This is a genomic window from Paenibacillus sp. FSL L8-0638 (assembly GCF_038593075.1).
GTDB classification, from domain to species: domain Bacteria; phylum Bacillota; class Bacilli; order Paenibacillales; family Paenibacillaceae; genus Paenibacillus; species Paenibacillus polymyxa_D.
In genome coordinates this window covers 1,531,479-1,544,579 of sequence record NZ_CP151960.1, presented here as the reverse complement: position 1 = coordinate 1,544,579, position 13,101 = coordinate 1,531,479, and the positions used below count along the sequence as shown (strand labels likewise).

Genomic DNA, 13,101 nt, shown 5'->3' with positions numbered 1-13,101 from the left:
GACGCATATCGGCTTTTCTTTCGTTACCTTTAGTTTACCGGGGTTCAGGGTAATGTTCAACCGCTAGAAGACTGCCAATCTGGTTTAGTCCCTTATGGCGTTCGCTGTTTTCTCATGATATAGTGAACACGGTGCCGCAAATTTGTCCATAATTATGAAGAGACACGGTTCCAAGAAGGAGAAAGAACCCATGAACAATCGGAAACCCCAACGGAAAAATCATACAAAATCTACGTCAAACGCAAGCCATTCCAAACGCAGTCATAAACCTGCCGGAAGATCTGGCTCCCATAGACCGGAAGCTCAACGGAGAACGAATGCTTTTGATAAAGCCCCTGCCAAAACATACATCGTCCAGGAGCCTGCCGAGCTGTTAAGCTTTTTAGTAGAGCATGTGACTGGCATGGGTCGTAACTCCATTAAATCAGCACTGGCTCGTGGGCAGGTGTCCGTCAACGGCATTCCGCGTACCGTGCATAATTTTCCACTGGAGCAAGGTCAGACTGTCGCTCTTTCCAAGGAAAAAGTAACTCCCGTCGTACCACTGACTGGGCTACGTATTTTGCATGAGGATGAAGCCATTATCGTTATCCATAAGGATGCCGGGTTGCTGTCCGTGGCTTCAGCGCAGGAGCAGGAAGTAACAGCCTATCGCCAGCTTACGGCCCATGTGAGACGCGAACATCCGTACAATCGTATTTTTGTACTGCATCGTTTGGATCGTGATACATCAGGAGTGATGATGTTTGCAAAAAGCGAAGCCATACAGCAGGAAATGCAAAAAGCGTGGAAGGAAGTTGTGTATGAACGAACATACATTGCTCTTGTAGAAGGACAGGTTAAAAAAGCTGAGGGTACAATCACCTCATGGCTGAAAGAAAGCAAGACGCTAAAAATGTATTCCAGTCCTTATCCGAATGACGGACAGCACGCAGTCACTCACTACAAGCTGCTCCAAGCCAATCGGCATTTTTCTTTGCTGGAAGTACGTTTGGAAACCGGACGCAAAAATCAAATCCGCGTACATATGGAGGATATCGGTCATCCCATTGTTGGAGATAAAAAATACGGTTCCAAATCCAAGTCGATTGGGCGCCTTGGCCTACATGCGAGGGTATTGTCATTTATTCATCCCGTCACCGGAGTATTGCTGCGTTTTGAATCCGACATTCCTAAAACCTTTTTGAATCCGTTTCGGGAGTAGAATTGAGCAAAGCATACGGAGATGAGATGGAAAAATAGAAGAGGAAATGAGGGGGCTGTAGAAAACAGCACCCTTTTTTGATTGATTAAGCGGTATACCTCCGAACACCATCAGCCATTTTCATCAACTCATCCCATATATATATGGGCGTATTACACACTGGACAATCTACCCAACCATTTAAATAGGGTAATTGGGCAATCAGCTTGTTCTCTTCAATTTTTTGGGCATATTCGTGTAACCACTGCATATTAGCACCTCTATGATCTAATGAACGGGGGCGGATCGGTTGGGGAACCAGATTATCTGAATTTACAGGATCCTTATCATAGACAACCAGAGTGTCATTCTGTTCATCAGGCCAAATATAGAGCGGGGTACCGCAATGCGGACAATCCAGCGTATATTCGTCACCAGTATCGAAGCTTTGTAGCATATAAGCTACGCAGCGATAACCCTGAAAAGCGGCACCCGCAGCCAGAACATAGCGTTTACCGACATCTCCTTCGTGTTCTTTCGCATAGAGCACCATTTCTTCAGTCAATTCTGCAAGTCGGACAATGGCACACCGATATTGCGCGTAAATATATTCAGCCAGACTAGAATCCACTTTCACCTGATCCCTTGTAAATTCCAAAGGAACTTTGGTATGTAAGGGATTGTTATTCTTCGCTTCGAATATTCCGCAAATGTTATATATATCTGCACGAATCCCTATATCAGAACTTTTTAACGCAATGTCTACAAGGTAAGGTACAGCCGCAAATGTACAAGTATACAACGTATTTTGGTGATACAGCTCCTCCCAATACAAGGTGTCAGCCATTTCGCCATCATATCCGGCTTGGAGCTGCTTCAACATTTCCGGGACGTATTGAGAAGAACCATAAGGGCCTTGGAGCAGAGTCCAGGCCGGATCGGACAAAGCCAGCATCTTGATACTCCTTCCACCGTTTTTCTTACAGTAAAGGATTTTGCAAAAATCCAATAAGCGACTTCCAATGAACAAAGGTATAGAACGAAGTAGTTTAGTTCGTCTATATCTTGCACTTCGGAGCGACTGGAATCGAATTGTGCAAAATCCTGACAGTAACATGGGATCGGTTTGTAAATTAAACTCGCTAACAAATTCATTTTAACTTCATAATTCTCAGCTTCTTACGTTTATTTTATTATACGCATATTATTAGCTGAAGTTGCTTTCTCGATTTATGCAATATACAAAATCACTATTTTTCCGGGTCTATAATCATATTCGGTTAAGCTTTCGGCATTGTGAAGGTGATACACATTAAATTACTGAATTACTAACCTGGTTCTTAAGTTCTACTACGAGTTCTCTGTCAGTTCAGTTCCTTCTTCGTATACATAGTTCATATTATAAGTCCTGTTACTTAAAAATTGCTGAGTAAGAAATAAAGTATATATACATTAAAATTTCCATACATGTAAAAACAAAGCCACTCCCCTGCCTGTTTTTAATTATGCCAAACGGGTAAGACATACTTGTTCAAGCCTTTTAATCTAACAGCTACAGAACTGATTTTATGAATCGGTATATGAAAAGGCGTGTTGGGAATATTATGTATGAATACTGCGACTATAAGGGGAAATAGCCTATGACCATAACACCGGAACAGCGGATTACCCTGCACGGATTTAACAACCTGACCAAATCATTGAGCTTCAATATGTACGATATTTGTTACACCAAAACCAAAGAAGAACGCGAGGCGTATATTGAATATATTGATGAACAATACAACTCAGATCGGCTGACAGCTATTTTAAAGAATGTATCTGACATTATCGGCGCCCATGTGCTCAACGTAGCCCAGCAGGATTATGTTCCTCAAGGAGCCAGCGTGACAGTACTTATATCAGAGGGACCCATTGTGGAGGTTCCGACTGAATCTTATGCCGAGTCACCAGGCCCCCTACCTGAATCTGTCGTGATACAGCTGGATAAAAGCCACATTACGGTTCACACCTACCCGGAATATCATCCAGACGAGGGGATCAGTACGTTTCGAGCAGATATTGATGTTTCTACCTGTGGGGAAATCTCCCCGCTCAAGGCACTCCACTATTTGACTCATTCTTTCGACACCGACATTATGACGATTGATTACCGGGTACGCGGCTTCACACGTGATATGAATGGACATAAGCTTTTCATCGACCATGATATCGGCTCCATTCAAAACTATATTCCAGACGAAGTGCGCAGTCAGTATGACATGATCGACGTGAATGTGTATCAGGAAAATATTTTCCATACCAAATGTAAGCTAAAACAATTCGATTTAGACAATTACCTGTTCGGCTACACCAAGGAAAGTCTGACTGAAAAAGAGCAACAAAATATATCAACACGTCTCAAAATTGAAATGGACGAAATTTACTACGGTAAAAATATGACGTAACAGATCGAATGCGTGAAAATAAAGTGAATCATTTCATTGAAAAAAAGGATGATCGCTTGGACTGAAATACAGCCAGGCTTTCGTCCTTTTTTTGATACAAAATAAAAGATATTATTCAACTTAATCTGTACAAGCGAGTGATTGTTCACTATGATAGGGGAAGAAACCACTAATTTAAAATATCAGCATAGATTTTACTTCCGCTTCATATTGTAAGCGCAATCAATCGATCCTACGTATGATTTTGTCATGGAAGACAAAGGAGGAATTTGCATGCAAGGCGGTATTGGCGGTAAAAATATCATTTTACGACTGGAAATTTCCACAGAGCACATCCAATTTGGACAATTGATTACGTTGGTAAACGAACACGGCGGGGATGTAATTGCCATTGACGTCATCCGCACCTCTGAGAAGGTCACTGTGAGAGATATTACAGTCACCATTGCTGATCCAGCAGAAATCGATCAAATGATTGCCCGGATTAAAAAAGCACAAGGTGTTAAGGTATTATCCATCTCTGATCGTACCTTCCTATTACACCTCGGAGGCAAAATTGAAATGCAGCCCAAGGTCCCCATTCAAAACCGCGATGACTTATCCCGGGTATATACCCCCGATGTGGCACGCGTATGTATGGCGATTCACGAGGAACCGGACAAAGCTTTCCGTTTGACGATCAAGCGCAATACGGTCGCCGTCGTCTCTGACGGAAGCGCTGTCCTCGGGCTAGGCAACATCGGTCCCTATGCAGCCATGCCAGTTATGGAAGGCAAAGCTATGCTGTTCAAGCAGCTCGGGTCCGTCGATGCCTTTCCCATCTGTCTGGATACGCAGGACACCGAAGAAATCATTAAGGCCATTAAGCAATTGGCCCCAGCCTTTGGCGGTATTAATCTGGAGGATATTTCATCGCCACGATGCTTTGAGATTGAACAGCGGTTACGTAACGAGCTGGACATACCTGTTTTTCATGACGATCAGCACGGTACAGCTGTCGTTTTGTACGCAGGGCTGATCAATGCGCTCAAGGTTGTCGGCAAGGCCCTGTCTGACGTCAAAATTGTCGTCTGTGGTATCGGGGCTGCGGGTGTGGCCTGTACGAAAATTTTGCTATCTGCAGGAGCAGTCAATATCATTGGCGTAGATCGTCACGGAGCGCTTACAGCGGATGAAACATACGAGCATCAGATGTGGAACTGGTATGCGCAGCATACCAACCCCGAACGGCTGTCTGGCACGCTGTCCGAGGTTCTGAAGGACGCTGACGTGTTTATCGGACTCTCGGCAGGCGGACTACTGCAACGAGAAGACGTGAAACGTATGAAAGAAGCCCCGGTACTGTTCACTATGGCTAACCCGGTTCCCGAAATTGCGCCAGAGGAAGTCGAGGACATTGCGGGTGTCATCGCCACCGGACGTTCGGACTATCCTAACCAAATTAACAATGTGCTTTGTTTCCCAGGCATCTTTCGAGCAGCGCTCGACTGCCGTGCCCGTGAAATCAACGAAGAGATGAAGCTGGCGGCCGCCGAGGCCATCGCAGGCACGATCCGTCCTGAAGAACTAAACAAGCTGTATATAATCCCTGGTGTATTTAACGAGAGTGCGGTTCAACGGGTGCGTGAAAAGGTAATTCAAGCCGCAATTGCGAGTGGTACAGCGAGAAGAGTGCCTCGGGATTTCAGATAAAGGAAAAGGATTGCTCCCCTAAATGCGGGTGCAATCCTTTTTGCTATGGAAAGATCAGACTGCATATCCGTTATCTTCACAGCGGTTATGACCTCCATTTAGAGAACAATTGACTGGCACGCTGGGCAAATTCCTCCAGATTAAAGTTGGAGTTGTCCAGCTTGTAGTACCATTTTTTAATCGTATCCAAAATCCATGAGGGAACTTTAACCTCCGAGATACCAGAATAAAACGTATGATACGCCCACACCAAATGCTCCCAGCGCTTGTCATCGCCTTCCTTCACGTATTCAGATACGTCCAATACCTTGGCACGTCCGTCTTGCATGAGTACATTCTTGAGGTGGATGTCACGGGGGTTCAGCCCCTTGGATCGGACAAATTCTCTCGCCTTTTCCACATCCAGAATGACCTGCTCTGGCACAGGAATTCCTTGCAGCAAACAATCCAGCAACGTAATACCGGATTCATAACTTATGACAATATACTTGTCGCCTTTTCCGTAATAATGAGGAAAAAAGTCAGACCCTCGCAAACGCTCATATACGTCGGCCTCCGCATCTTTCTTGTCGATCGCCATGTCTGAGTACACCTTGAATGCGTAGCCTGGCAACGTATCCAGCGTAAATACGGCCGCATCTGTCCCGATGCCAATACAGCGGACGTCTTGAGTGGCTGTTTTAATGGTAACCGGATCATTATCCTCTGTACTGTATACGGTCACTTGACTTATGATGTCTTCTGCCTGCCTCCATTGTTCTACCATGCGCGATCCCCTCCTTTTCTGTTCTAAACCATTACCAATGAAATTAGATCTATAACAGATAAATAGTATTACGGGTTAGCTTTGGGAATGGCTTCAAAATAGGTTGATTCTTTTTAGAAAAAACGGTATGTGCCGTGTCTAACGAGCGTCCGGCAAAAGCAACCTTCTTAACTCTGCATAGCTTGCTGCTGTTTTATAGATCCCTAGCACGTCAGTTTCCGGGGGAGCGTTCCTGTGATTGAACCAGATCACCTGCCAATTCGCAGCTATAGCTCCCGCCACGTCATTGCGCCAGGAATCCCCAATGTAACAGCAGTGCTCTGCTAACGTTCCTGTCCGTTCGTTCACTACTTCAAAAATGCGCGGATCAGGCTTGGCATAGCCAACGGTTCCAGATACAAAGATATGCTCTGCTGCAACATGATTTTCCAACGCCATAGCCTTGATCTTGCTCATCTGGTGTTCTTCAAGACCGTTGGTAATTAATCCAACTAAAAAGCCAGCCGAGCTCAAATCATTTATTAACGAGGTAGCCCCCTCAAAAGGCTCAATTCGGTACTGACGATCCAAATATTCTTGTTGAACATGTACTGCCTGCTCACGGGTAATTTCTATCCCGAATTCTTGTAAAGCCAGAATGAAACGGCCTTCTCTCATCTCATCCAGTTCATGCGTCCCTGCCTTCCCCTCCAGTAGTCCTCCTTTAGCCGATAGTACATCGCTGTAATAGCGAATACGATGGTAGGCTTTCTCAAAAGGAAAACGCTCACTCAATCCTAATACTGTTCGCAATGCATCGCGTGTAGGGTGCAAATGATCGTACATCGTATCATCTACATCAAAAAAAACAGCCTTCTTTTGCAAGTTCATATGCCCACTTCTTTCTGTTAAATCTTCGGATGTCGCTCCTTTTCACCTTGTCCTGATATTATACCCGTTGGCCTGTTGCGTTGCACCCTGTCCTTCACACTGCGCTCCTGCATTCACACTTCACGGTTGCTAACATACACTGAAAAAGACCGCATTTTCGCAAACTCACTTTACTTCTCTACCGAGCTAATATAGGTATCTTGTCCTGCTTTGCCCGAAAGCGTTTTATTTGACAACACACGGGTAAAAGGTCACATTTTTGAAAAGATTCGTCATACAGGTTTACATTTCGTGTAAAATCACGTACCTTTTAGGGATGGACGCTTTATGGATGTATTGGATAAGGGAGGCATACACGATGGATTCCGGTTCTAACCTAGCCTATGGATCAGCTACACCTTTGATTGAGGCACTTATAGAATTTGAAAAGGAGCTCGAAGCGAACCGGCATTCTTTGAGTTTTGATTTGGGATTGATTATGGAGCAGGGCCGCGCGCCACGATATATGGCTACACCACCAGATGTTATTCCTTTTGCCCATGCAGGGGTGGACGGAATACATTATGGCTTTTTAACGGATTTTGGTCTTGAAAAGGACCTTTCACAGGCCCCTATCGTATGCGTATCTCCCGTCGATTGGACGGGTGTATGGGTGGTTGCCCGTCATTTGCAGGATTTTTTAAGTGTTGTTTATACAGAGAACAGTTCATTACAACGATACTACGCCAGTGGAGATGACTATTCTGGACATGCAGGTCAGCGACTGCCTCAGGTTGTAGATGAACGTACCGCGTTTGTACGCGAATGCTTCCGGGAACGCTTTGGTATCGAACCGATTCAGGATATGGCTGCCTATATCGATAGTTTGCGTACAGAACGGAAGCACAATGAAGCAGCTCCTACGCTGAACGGCTTGGGCATTCAGGTATCTTCTTCTGCGAAGCATAGCTCTTCTAAGGAGAGTGCCCTCTTGACCGTAACGGAGCCTTTCCTTTGGGAACAACAAGGCGAAGCTGTGCGTGAGTTATTCCACAACGGTTCGCGTGAAGCCAGACTGGCCTTTATTCGAGATGCCCAGACACGGCATCTGTTCACCCATTCTGCCCTTCGTGCTTTTGTAGCTGGACAGCTTAAGTTGATGGGCCTATCTGAGGCCGCAACATATCTGGAAGAGTCCTACTATACCGTTATTCCTGATATGATAGAATCATGACGAATTCCTTGGATTTCCCCTAACCTAACCGCCTCCGAAAAGGCGGCTTTTTGTGCTACAATAAATGAAAATAATAGGGTCGAACGGCCCGGTACGAATGAAAGAGAGCGAGCATGAATAATCATTCCTATCCTACTCCTGAAATCATTGAGGTTTGTCTGTTGGCGGGCAAACTGATGATGCAAAATGGAGCCGAAACCTATCGTGTTGAAGACACGATGTCCCGCATTGCTTCGGCCTATGGCATATCCCAGTCCCATAGCTATGTCACACCAACTGGGATTTTTTTTGCCATTAATGACTCGGAGCCTGCCACGCTCATCCGCATCGTAGAGCGGACCACCGATTTGCACAAGGTGACAGAGGTCAATTCCATTTCACGTAAAATCAGCACAGGTGATTTGTCTCCCCGCGCTGCCGTCAAGGAGCTTTCGGAGATTGAACGTGGTCCCCTCCGTTATTCTAACCGTATACAGCTGATGGCTGCTGCGTTGGCCAGCGGTTGCTTTATGATCATGTTTGGTGGAGTTTGGCGAGATTTCCCCGCAGCTGTGTTATGCGGAGGTATCGGATTTGCAGCCGTACAGTATTTTCACAGGCTCGTTAAGGTTAAGTTTTTCTCAGAGTTTTCTGCATCTTTTCTAATCGGTTTGCTGGCGGCTCTATTAACGATAGTAGGCTGGGGACAGATGATGGATAAAATTATTATTGGCTCTGTCATGCCACTGGTTCCAGGCTTGTTAATTACAAATGCCATCCGTGATTTAATGTCCGGGCACCTTGTTTCGGGTCTTTCCAAGGGAGCCGATGCTTGCCTGACGTCTTTCGGCATTGGAGCTGGCGTTGCGGTGATCATTTCTTATATGTGATTCGGAGGAGATTCAAGTCTATGCTTGCACAATTATTCACAAGCTTTATTGCCACCGCTGCATTCGGCATACTTTTCCATGCCCCCCGGCGCTCGCTGCTGCAATGCGGTTTCGTCGGTATGCTAGGCTGGCTGGTCTATTATTCAACTACGGACAGCATGGGACCTGTGAGCGCCAGCCTTTTGGCAACGATCCTCATCGGCATCGTCAGTCAAGGCTTTGCGCGGCTGTACAAAATGCCTGTGATTATTTTCAGTGTCGCAGGCATGATTCCGCTCGTTCCAGGGGGAATGGCCTATAATGCCATGCGCCAGTTCGTACAACAACATTATCCGCAGGCACTGGAGCTGGCGATGAGCACGCTGATGATCGCAGGAGCGATTGCTGTCGGTTTGGTGCTGTCTGAAGTGCTTAATCAGATTTTTCACAGTATACGTTTTAAACCACAGCGCTAAAAGCGATGAAAATAGAAAAGCAAAAGAGGCTGCTCCCAAAATCATCTGCAGTGTATGAGACGATTTTGGAAACAGCCTTTTTCTGTACACGTTACAAAGAATATTTATATGTCATAAGCTTATTCATCCACTCGCTTACCCAATATCGCCAAATCTCGCTCTATGCTGTCCAGCACAGCTACACGCGGATAGTACCCCCATTGCTCAAAACCAAACTTCCGTAGCAGCCCAATACTTGGCTCATTATGACCAAAAACAAATCCCAACAACGTGGTAATCCCCAGTCTCGGACATTCATTTAGCAAGTGCTGCACCAGTCGACTTCCTGTTCCGGTTCCACGAGAATCCTCATGGACGTATATGCTAATTTCTGCTGTACCGTTATAAGCTGGACGCCCATAAAAGGACTGAAGACTGGCCCATCCGGCAATTGTACCCTTTTGTTTTAAAACCCACAAAGGCCGGTGGTTTTCCTGATGAGCCTCAAACCATGGAATTCGACTTTCCACTGTCACCGGTTCCAGATCTGCCGTGACCATTCGTCCTGCGATCGTAGAATTATAAATGTCCACAATATCGGGAAGATCCTCTTTGCATGCAAATTCAATGGAAAAAGATTGGTCGTTATTCATTATTCGTATCCGCCTCCTATTGTGTGATTTATTTATTGTACAAGACAAGCGCCCGATCAGCCATATCGAGTTGTTTTGCGGATTAGTCCCAAAGGGTTTTATAATAGAGCTTGAAGAAAAACAAAAACGGAGTAAGCGATTTAACATGACGAGACGGGAGGTATGTTTCGGAGTCAAGGATTCTGAAGCAGCTTAATATGAATATTGGAACTCAACTCTTGATTTTGGAAATACCTATGGAATCTTTTTTTGGAAAAACAACCATTTATCCTGTACTGCTCAAGGACGAGGATGGACTTACACTGATTGACACGGGAATGCTCGGCCAATTGGAGCCATTACGCAAGGCTATTTCAGATGTGGGTGAGGATATCAGCCGCCTGAAAAGAATTATTTTAACACATCAAGATATTGACCATATCGGAAATGTTCATGCACTGCTGGACTTGCTGCCGAATACTGCCCTGTTAGCCCATAAGGATGACGTCCCTTATATGACAGGAGAGCGACCATTTGTGAAGCTAACGCCGGAACGGATTAATCAGTTGGATACTACGCTCAAGCAACAAGCAGAGGATCTGATTCGCCGCCTACCAGATTTGCGCTTTGCTCATATTCTTGAGGACGGTGAGCATCTGCCTTATGGCGGAGGCATACAGATTATTCATACACCCGGCCACACGCCCGGGCATATCAGCTTGTATGTGCCCGCACAAAAGCTGCTGTTGGCAGCAGATGAGTTGCTTGTAGTCGAAGGTGAACTGGTCGGTCCCGCTGAGTCGGCTACGCCGGATATGCCGCTGGCCCTAAAGAGCCTCGATAAACTGACTGTATTGGATGTTGATAAGGTACTCTGCTACCATGGTGGTTACTATGATCAGAATGTACAGGCACGTCTGCAAACATTAAGTCAGGAAAGAGAATAAGTCATTCCATGCTATAAATAATGATGTATGAAGAGCTATAATGAATAAATAGGCAGAAAGGAATGAGACTTTATGAATGAGAAAATAACCCGACTGTATGATGAACTGAAGTCACAGTCTTGGGACGGCCTGCTTGTGACCGATCCTAAACATATTTACTACCTGACGGGCTTTGCCAGTGATCCGCATGAGCGTTTTCTTGGTCTGGTGTTGCTTCGGGACCAAGAACCAGAACTGATCGTACCCGCCCTGGATGCAGAAGCCGCCCAAGCTGCTTCTTCTGTGACTCGTATATCCACCCACACCGATACGGACAATCCATATGATCTGCTTCGTCAACGCACAGGCACCGGTGTGAAAGCATTCGCACTGGAAAAGGAGCACGTCTCCGTCCTCCGTTACGAACAGCTACATACTGCCATTGGCGCGGCTCAATATGTGGACCTGGGTCCAGTGCTTCAAGAAATGCGTGTGAGAAAAACTCCTGAGGAAGTACAACGTCTGAAACATGCAGCTCGTTTGGTGGAAGATGCCCTTCGTCACGGTCTCACCCATGTGCGTGAAGGGGTGACGGAAGTCGAGCTGGTGGCCGAAATCGAATACCAGATGAAAAAAATCGGTGCAGATGGTCCGTCTTTTGACACAACAGTGCTGTCTGGACCCAAAACAGCCTTGCCTCATGGTGTTCCAGGTACCCGCAAGCTGCAACACGGCGATCTGCTCATGTTTGATATGGGCGTATACTCCGATGGCTATGCTTCGGATATTACGCGTACTTTTGCTTTTGGAAAGCTATCGACTGAGCTCGAAACGATTTATAATACGGTTCTTCGCTCGAACGAAGCGGGAATTGCCGCCATTCGCCCGGGAGTTTCCTGCGCATCCGTAGATCAGGCAGCACGGGCTGTTGTTGAATCCGCTGGATATGGCCCTGCCTTTAACCATCGAGTTGGACACGGCCTTGGCATGAGTGTTCACGAATATCCATCTGTACACGGAGGCAATAGCGATCTGCTTCATGAAGGCTTCGTGTTCACAATCGAACCCGGCATCTATGTGCCAGGCCTCGGCGGTGTGCGGATTGAAGATGACGTTCTGGTCACCTCTGATGGTGTTGAAGTGCTTACCTCTTTTCCAAAAGAACTGACAGTGCTCGGATAAACCCATCGCTATTCATTATATAAAAAGCAGAAAAAAGGAGGGGTAACCCCAAGCCATCATGGCTTTAGGGTTTGCCCCTCCTCTTCTATAAAGCGGAAATTGCGTGCAATGTACAAAATGGGTGTACCCGCCGCGGTCAGTACAAATTTTAAAATGTAGGTGGTGAATAATATCTCGATCCATATCCCCCACGCATAACCGTAAAAGGCAATAGTACAGAAAATGAGCGTATCTATAAACGAGCTGATCATCGTGCTGCCATTGCCGCGAATCCAGAGCTGATGACGTTCCGGGAAAAACTTGCGAATCCAGGCGTACAGACGCACGTCCAGCAATTGACTGACTGCATAGGCTGTCAAGCTGGCAAGCGCAAGCCTTGGCAACAATCCAAACAGCTGTTGCATCGGGGTCTGGGCAAAATCCGTTGCAGTAGGCTCGAATTGCAGCACCATTTGCATCGTGACCGTCGTCATAATCAGAGTGAAAAAGCCGAACCACACAGCTTTACGCGCCTCTTTAGGCCCATATTTTTCATTCAGCAAGTCGCTGGCCATATACATAGAAACATACATCGTATTTCCCAATGTCGTGGTAATGCCGACCAGATCAATCGTTTTGGTTACCTGAATGTTAGCTAGTACAGTAGCAACACCAATCCAGGCGTACAGCCCTTTTTTACCGAACAACCGAAAACATAACAAAAAGAACATAAAATTGACGAGGACAAAAGCTGCCCCCCATAACAGATTAAACATGAAATCCTCCTAGTTTTGATAGCGCGGGATGGTTGCGAACCGCGGTTCATCCGAAGCAAGCCGGAAAAACATTATTTTAATGTATCATAGATTAGGATTCGTGAACAGCTATAATTTACACTGTCCTAAGCC

The 13,101-nt window shown here is 45.9% G+C and carries 13 protein-coding genes; 8 read left to right on the top strand and 5 right to left on the bottom strand.

The window, feature by feature from the left end:
• Window positions 1-190: 190 nt before the first annotated feature.
• A complete protein-coding gene (locus MKY35_RS06890) occupies window positions 191-1,204 on the top strand; it encodes an RluA family pseudouridine synthase (RefSeq protein WP_061829078.1) in 1,014 nt (337 codons plus the stop codon).
• 85 nt (window positions 1,205-1,289) lie between these two features.
• Here MKY35_RS06890 and MKY35_RS06885 read toward each other — a convergent pair whose 3' ends face one another.
• Window positions 1,290-2,138 (bottom strand): hypothetical protein, encoded by an 849-nt coding sequence (locus MKY35_RS06885; protein WP_029516410.1) that lies wholly within the window; start codon window positions 2,136-2,138, stop codon window positions 1,290-1,292.
• Window positions 2,139-2,823: 685 nt separating this feature from the next.
• Between MKY35_RS06885 and speD the strand changes: the two genes are divergently transcribed.
• Entirely contained in the window at window positions 2,824-3,630 is an 807-nt protein-coding gene (gene speD / locus MKY35_RS06880; RefSeq protein ID WP_029516409.1) for an adenosylmethionine decarboxylase, read from the top strand.
• A 273-nt stretch (window positions 3,631-3,903) separates the two neighbouring features.
• A complete protein-coding gene (locus MKY35_RS06875; protein ID WP_342445959.1) occupies window positions 3,904-5,322 on the top strand; it encodes an NAD-dependent malic enzyme in 1,419 nt (472 codons plus the stop codon).
• 85 nt (window positions 5,323-5,407) lie between these two features.
• Here MKY35_RS06875 and MKY35_RS06870 read toward each other — a convergent pair whose 3' ends face one another.
• On the bottom strand, window positions 5,408-6,088 hold the full coding sequence (locus tag MKY35_RS06870; RefSeq protein ID WP_029516407.1) for a serine/threonine protein kinase: 681 nt from the start codon (window positions 6,086-6,088) through the stop codon (window positions 5,408-5,410).
• Between the two features lie 138 nt (window positions 6,089-6,226).
• Entirely contained in the window at window positions 6,227-6,958 is a 732-nt protein-coding gene (locus tag MKY35_RS06865; protein ID WP_029516406.1) for an HAD family hydrolase, read from the bottom strand.
• A gap of 358 nt (window positions 6,959-7,316) precedes the next feature.
• On the opposite strand from MKY35_RS06865, the gene MKY35_RS06860 reads away from it, so the two are divergent.
• The 3 genes from MKY35_RS06860 to MKY35_RS06850 all read left to right on the top strand — a co-directional run bounded on the left by MKY35_RS06860 (window position 7,317) and on the right by MKY35_RS06850 (window position 9,495).
• Entirely contained in the window at window positions 7,317-8,171 is an 855-nt protein-coding gene (locus MKY35_RS06860; RefSeq protein WP_029516405.1) for a hypothetical protein, read from the top strand.
• Window positions 8,172-8,284: 113 nt separating this feature from the next.
• Entirely contained in the window at window positions 8,285-9,040 is a 756-nt protein-coding gene (locus MKY35_RS06855; protein ID WP_322251339.1) for a threonine/serine exporter family protein, read from the top strand.
• A 20-nt stretch (window positions 9,041-9,060) separates the two neighbouring features.
• A complete protein-coding gene (locus tag MKY35_RS06850) occupies window positions 9,061-9,495 on the top strand; it encodes a threonine/serine exporter family protein (RefSeq protein ID WP_013309318.1) in 435 nt (144 codons plus the stop codon).
• 119 nt (window positions 9,496-9,614) lie between these two features.
• Here MKY35_RS06850 and MKY35_RS06845 read toward each other — a convergent pair whose 3' ends face one another.
• Complete coding sequence (locus MKY35_RS06845) at window positions 9,615-10,127, bottom strand: GNAT family N-acetyltransferase (protein ID WP_069012554.1); 513 nt, start codon at window positions 10,125-10,127, stop codon at window positions 9,615-9,617.
• A gap of 197 nt (window positions 10,128-10,324) precedes the next feature.
• Here MKY35_RS06845 and MKY35_RS06840 point away from each other — a divergent pair, with 197 nt between their 5' ends.
• The gene (locus MKY35_RS06840; protein WP_069012553.1) at window positions 10,325-11,053 is read left to right on the top strand and encodes an MBL fold metallo-hydrolase; all 729 of its coding nucleotides are present in this window, start codon (window positions 10,325-10,327) and stop codon (window positions 11,051-11,053) included.
• Window positions 11,054-11,125: 72 nt separating this feature from the next.
• Window positions 11,126-12,214, top strand: a complete 1,089-nt coding sequence (locus tag MKY35_RS06835) for a Xaa-Pro peptidase family protein (RefSeq protein WP_069012552.1) — start codon at window positions 11,126-11,128, stop codon at window positions 12,212-12,214.
• Window positions 12,215-12,270: 56 nt separating this feature from the next.
• Here MKY35_RS06835 and MKY35_RS06830 read toward each other — a convergent pair whose 3' ends face one another.
• Window positions 12,271-12,969, bottom strand: coding sequence for a queuosine precursor transporter (locus MKY35_RS06830; RefSeq protein ID WP_029516399.1), 699 nt, complete (start codon window positions 12,967-12,969; stop codon window positions 12,271-12,273).
• Window positions 12,970-13,101 lie beyond the last annotated feature (132 nt).

What these genes read in the sequence shown, in the direction of transcription:
- MKY35_RS06845 (WP_069012554.1), bottom strand. Translation starts at nt 10,127, where the DNA reads ATGAATAACGACCAATCTTTTTCCATTGAATTTGCATGCAAAGAGGAT.
- MKY35_RS06830 (WP_029516399.1), bottom strand. Translation starts at nt 12,969, where the DNA reads ATGTTTAATCTGTTATGGGGGGCAGCTTTTGTCCTCGTCAATTTTATG.
- MKY35_RS06870 (WP_029516407.1), bottom strand. Translation starts at nt 6,088, where the DNA reads ATGGTAGAACAATGGAGGCAGGCAGAAGACATCATAAGTCAAGTGACC.
- MKY35_RS06860 (WP_029516405.1), top strand. Translation starts at nt 7,317, where the DNA reads ATGGATTCCGGTTCTAACCTAGCCTATGGATCAGCTACACCTTTGATT.
- MKY35_RS06850 (WP_013309318.1), top strand. Translation starts at nt 9,061, where the DNA reads ATGCTTGCACAATTATTCACAAGCTTTATTGCCACCGCTGCATTCGGC.
- MKY35_RS06890 (WP_061829078.1), top strand. Translation starts at nt 191, where the DNA reads ATGAACAATCGGAAACCCCAACGGAAAAATCATACAAAATCTACGTCA.
- MKY35_RS06865 (WP_029516406.1), bottom strand. Translation starts at nt 6,958, where the DNA reads ATGAACTTGCAAAAGAAGGCTGTTTTTTTTGATGTAGATGATACGATG.
- MKY35_RS06840 (WP_069012553.1), top strand. Translation starts at nt 10,325, where the DNA reads ATGAATATTGGAACTCAACTCTTGATTTTGGAAATACCTATGGAATCT.
- speD (WP_029516409.1), top strand. Translation starts at nt 2,824, where the DNA reads ATGACCATAACACCGGAACAGCGGATTACCCTGCACGGATTTAACAAC.
- MKY35_RS06835 (WP_069012552.1), top strand. Translation starts at nt 11,126, where the DNA reads ATGAATGAGAAAATAACCCGACTGTATGATGAACTGAAGTCACAGTCT.
- MKY35_RS06885 (WP_029516410.1), bottom strand. Translation starts at nt 2,138, where the DNA reads ATGCTGGCTTTGTCCGATCCGGCCTGGACTCTGCTCCAAGGCCCTTAT.
- MKY35_RS06855 (WP_322251339.1), top strand. Translation starts at nt 8,285, where the DNA reads ATGAATAATCATTCCTATCCTACTCCTGAAATCATTGAGGTTTGTCTG.
- MKY35_RS06875 (WP_342445959.1), top strand. Translation starts at nt 3,904, where the DNA reads ATGCAAGGCGGTATTGGCGGTAAAAATATCATTTTACGACTGGAAATT.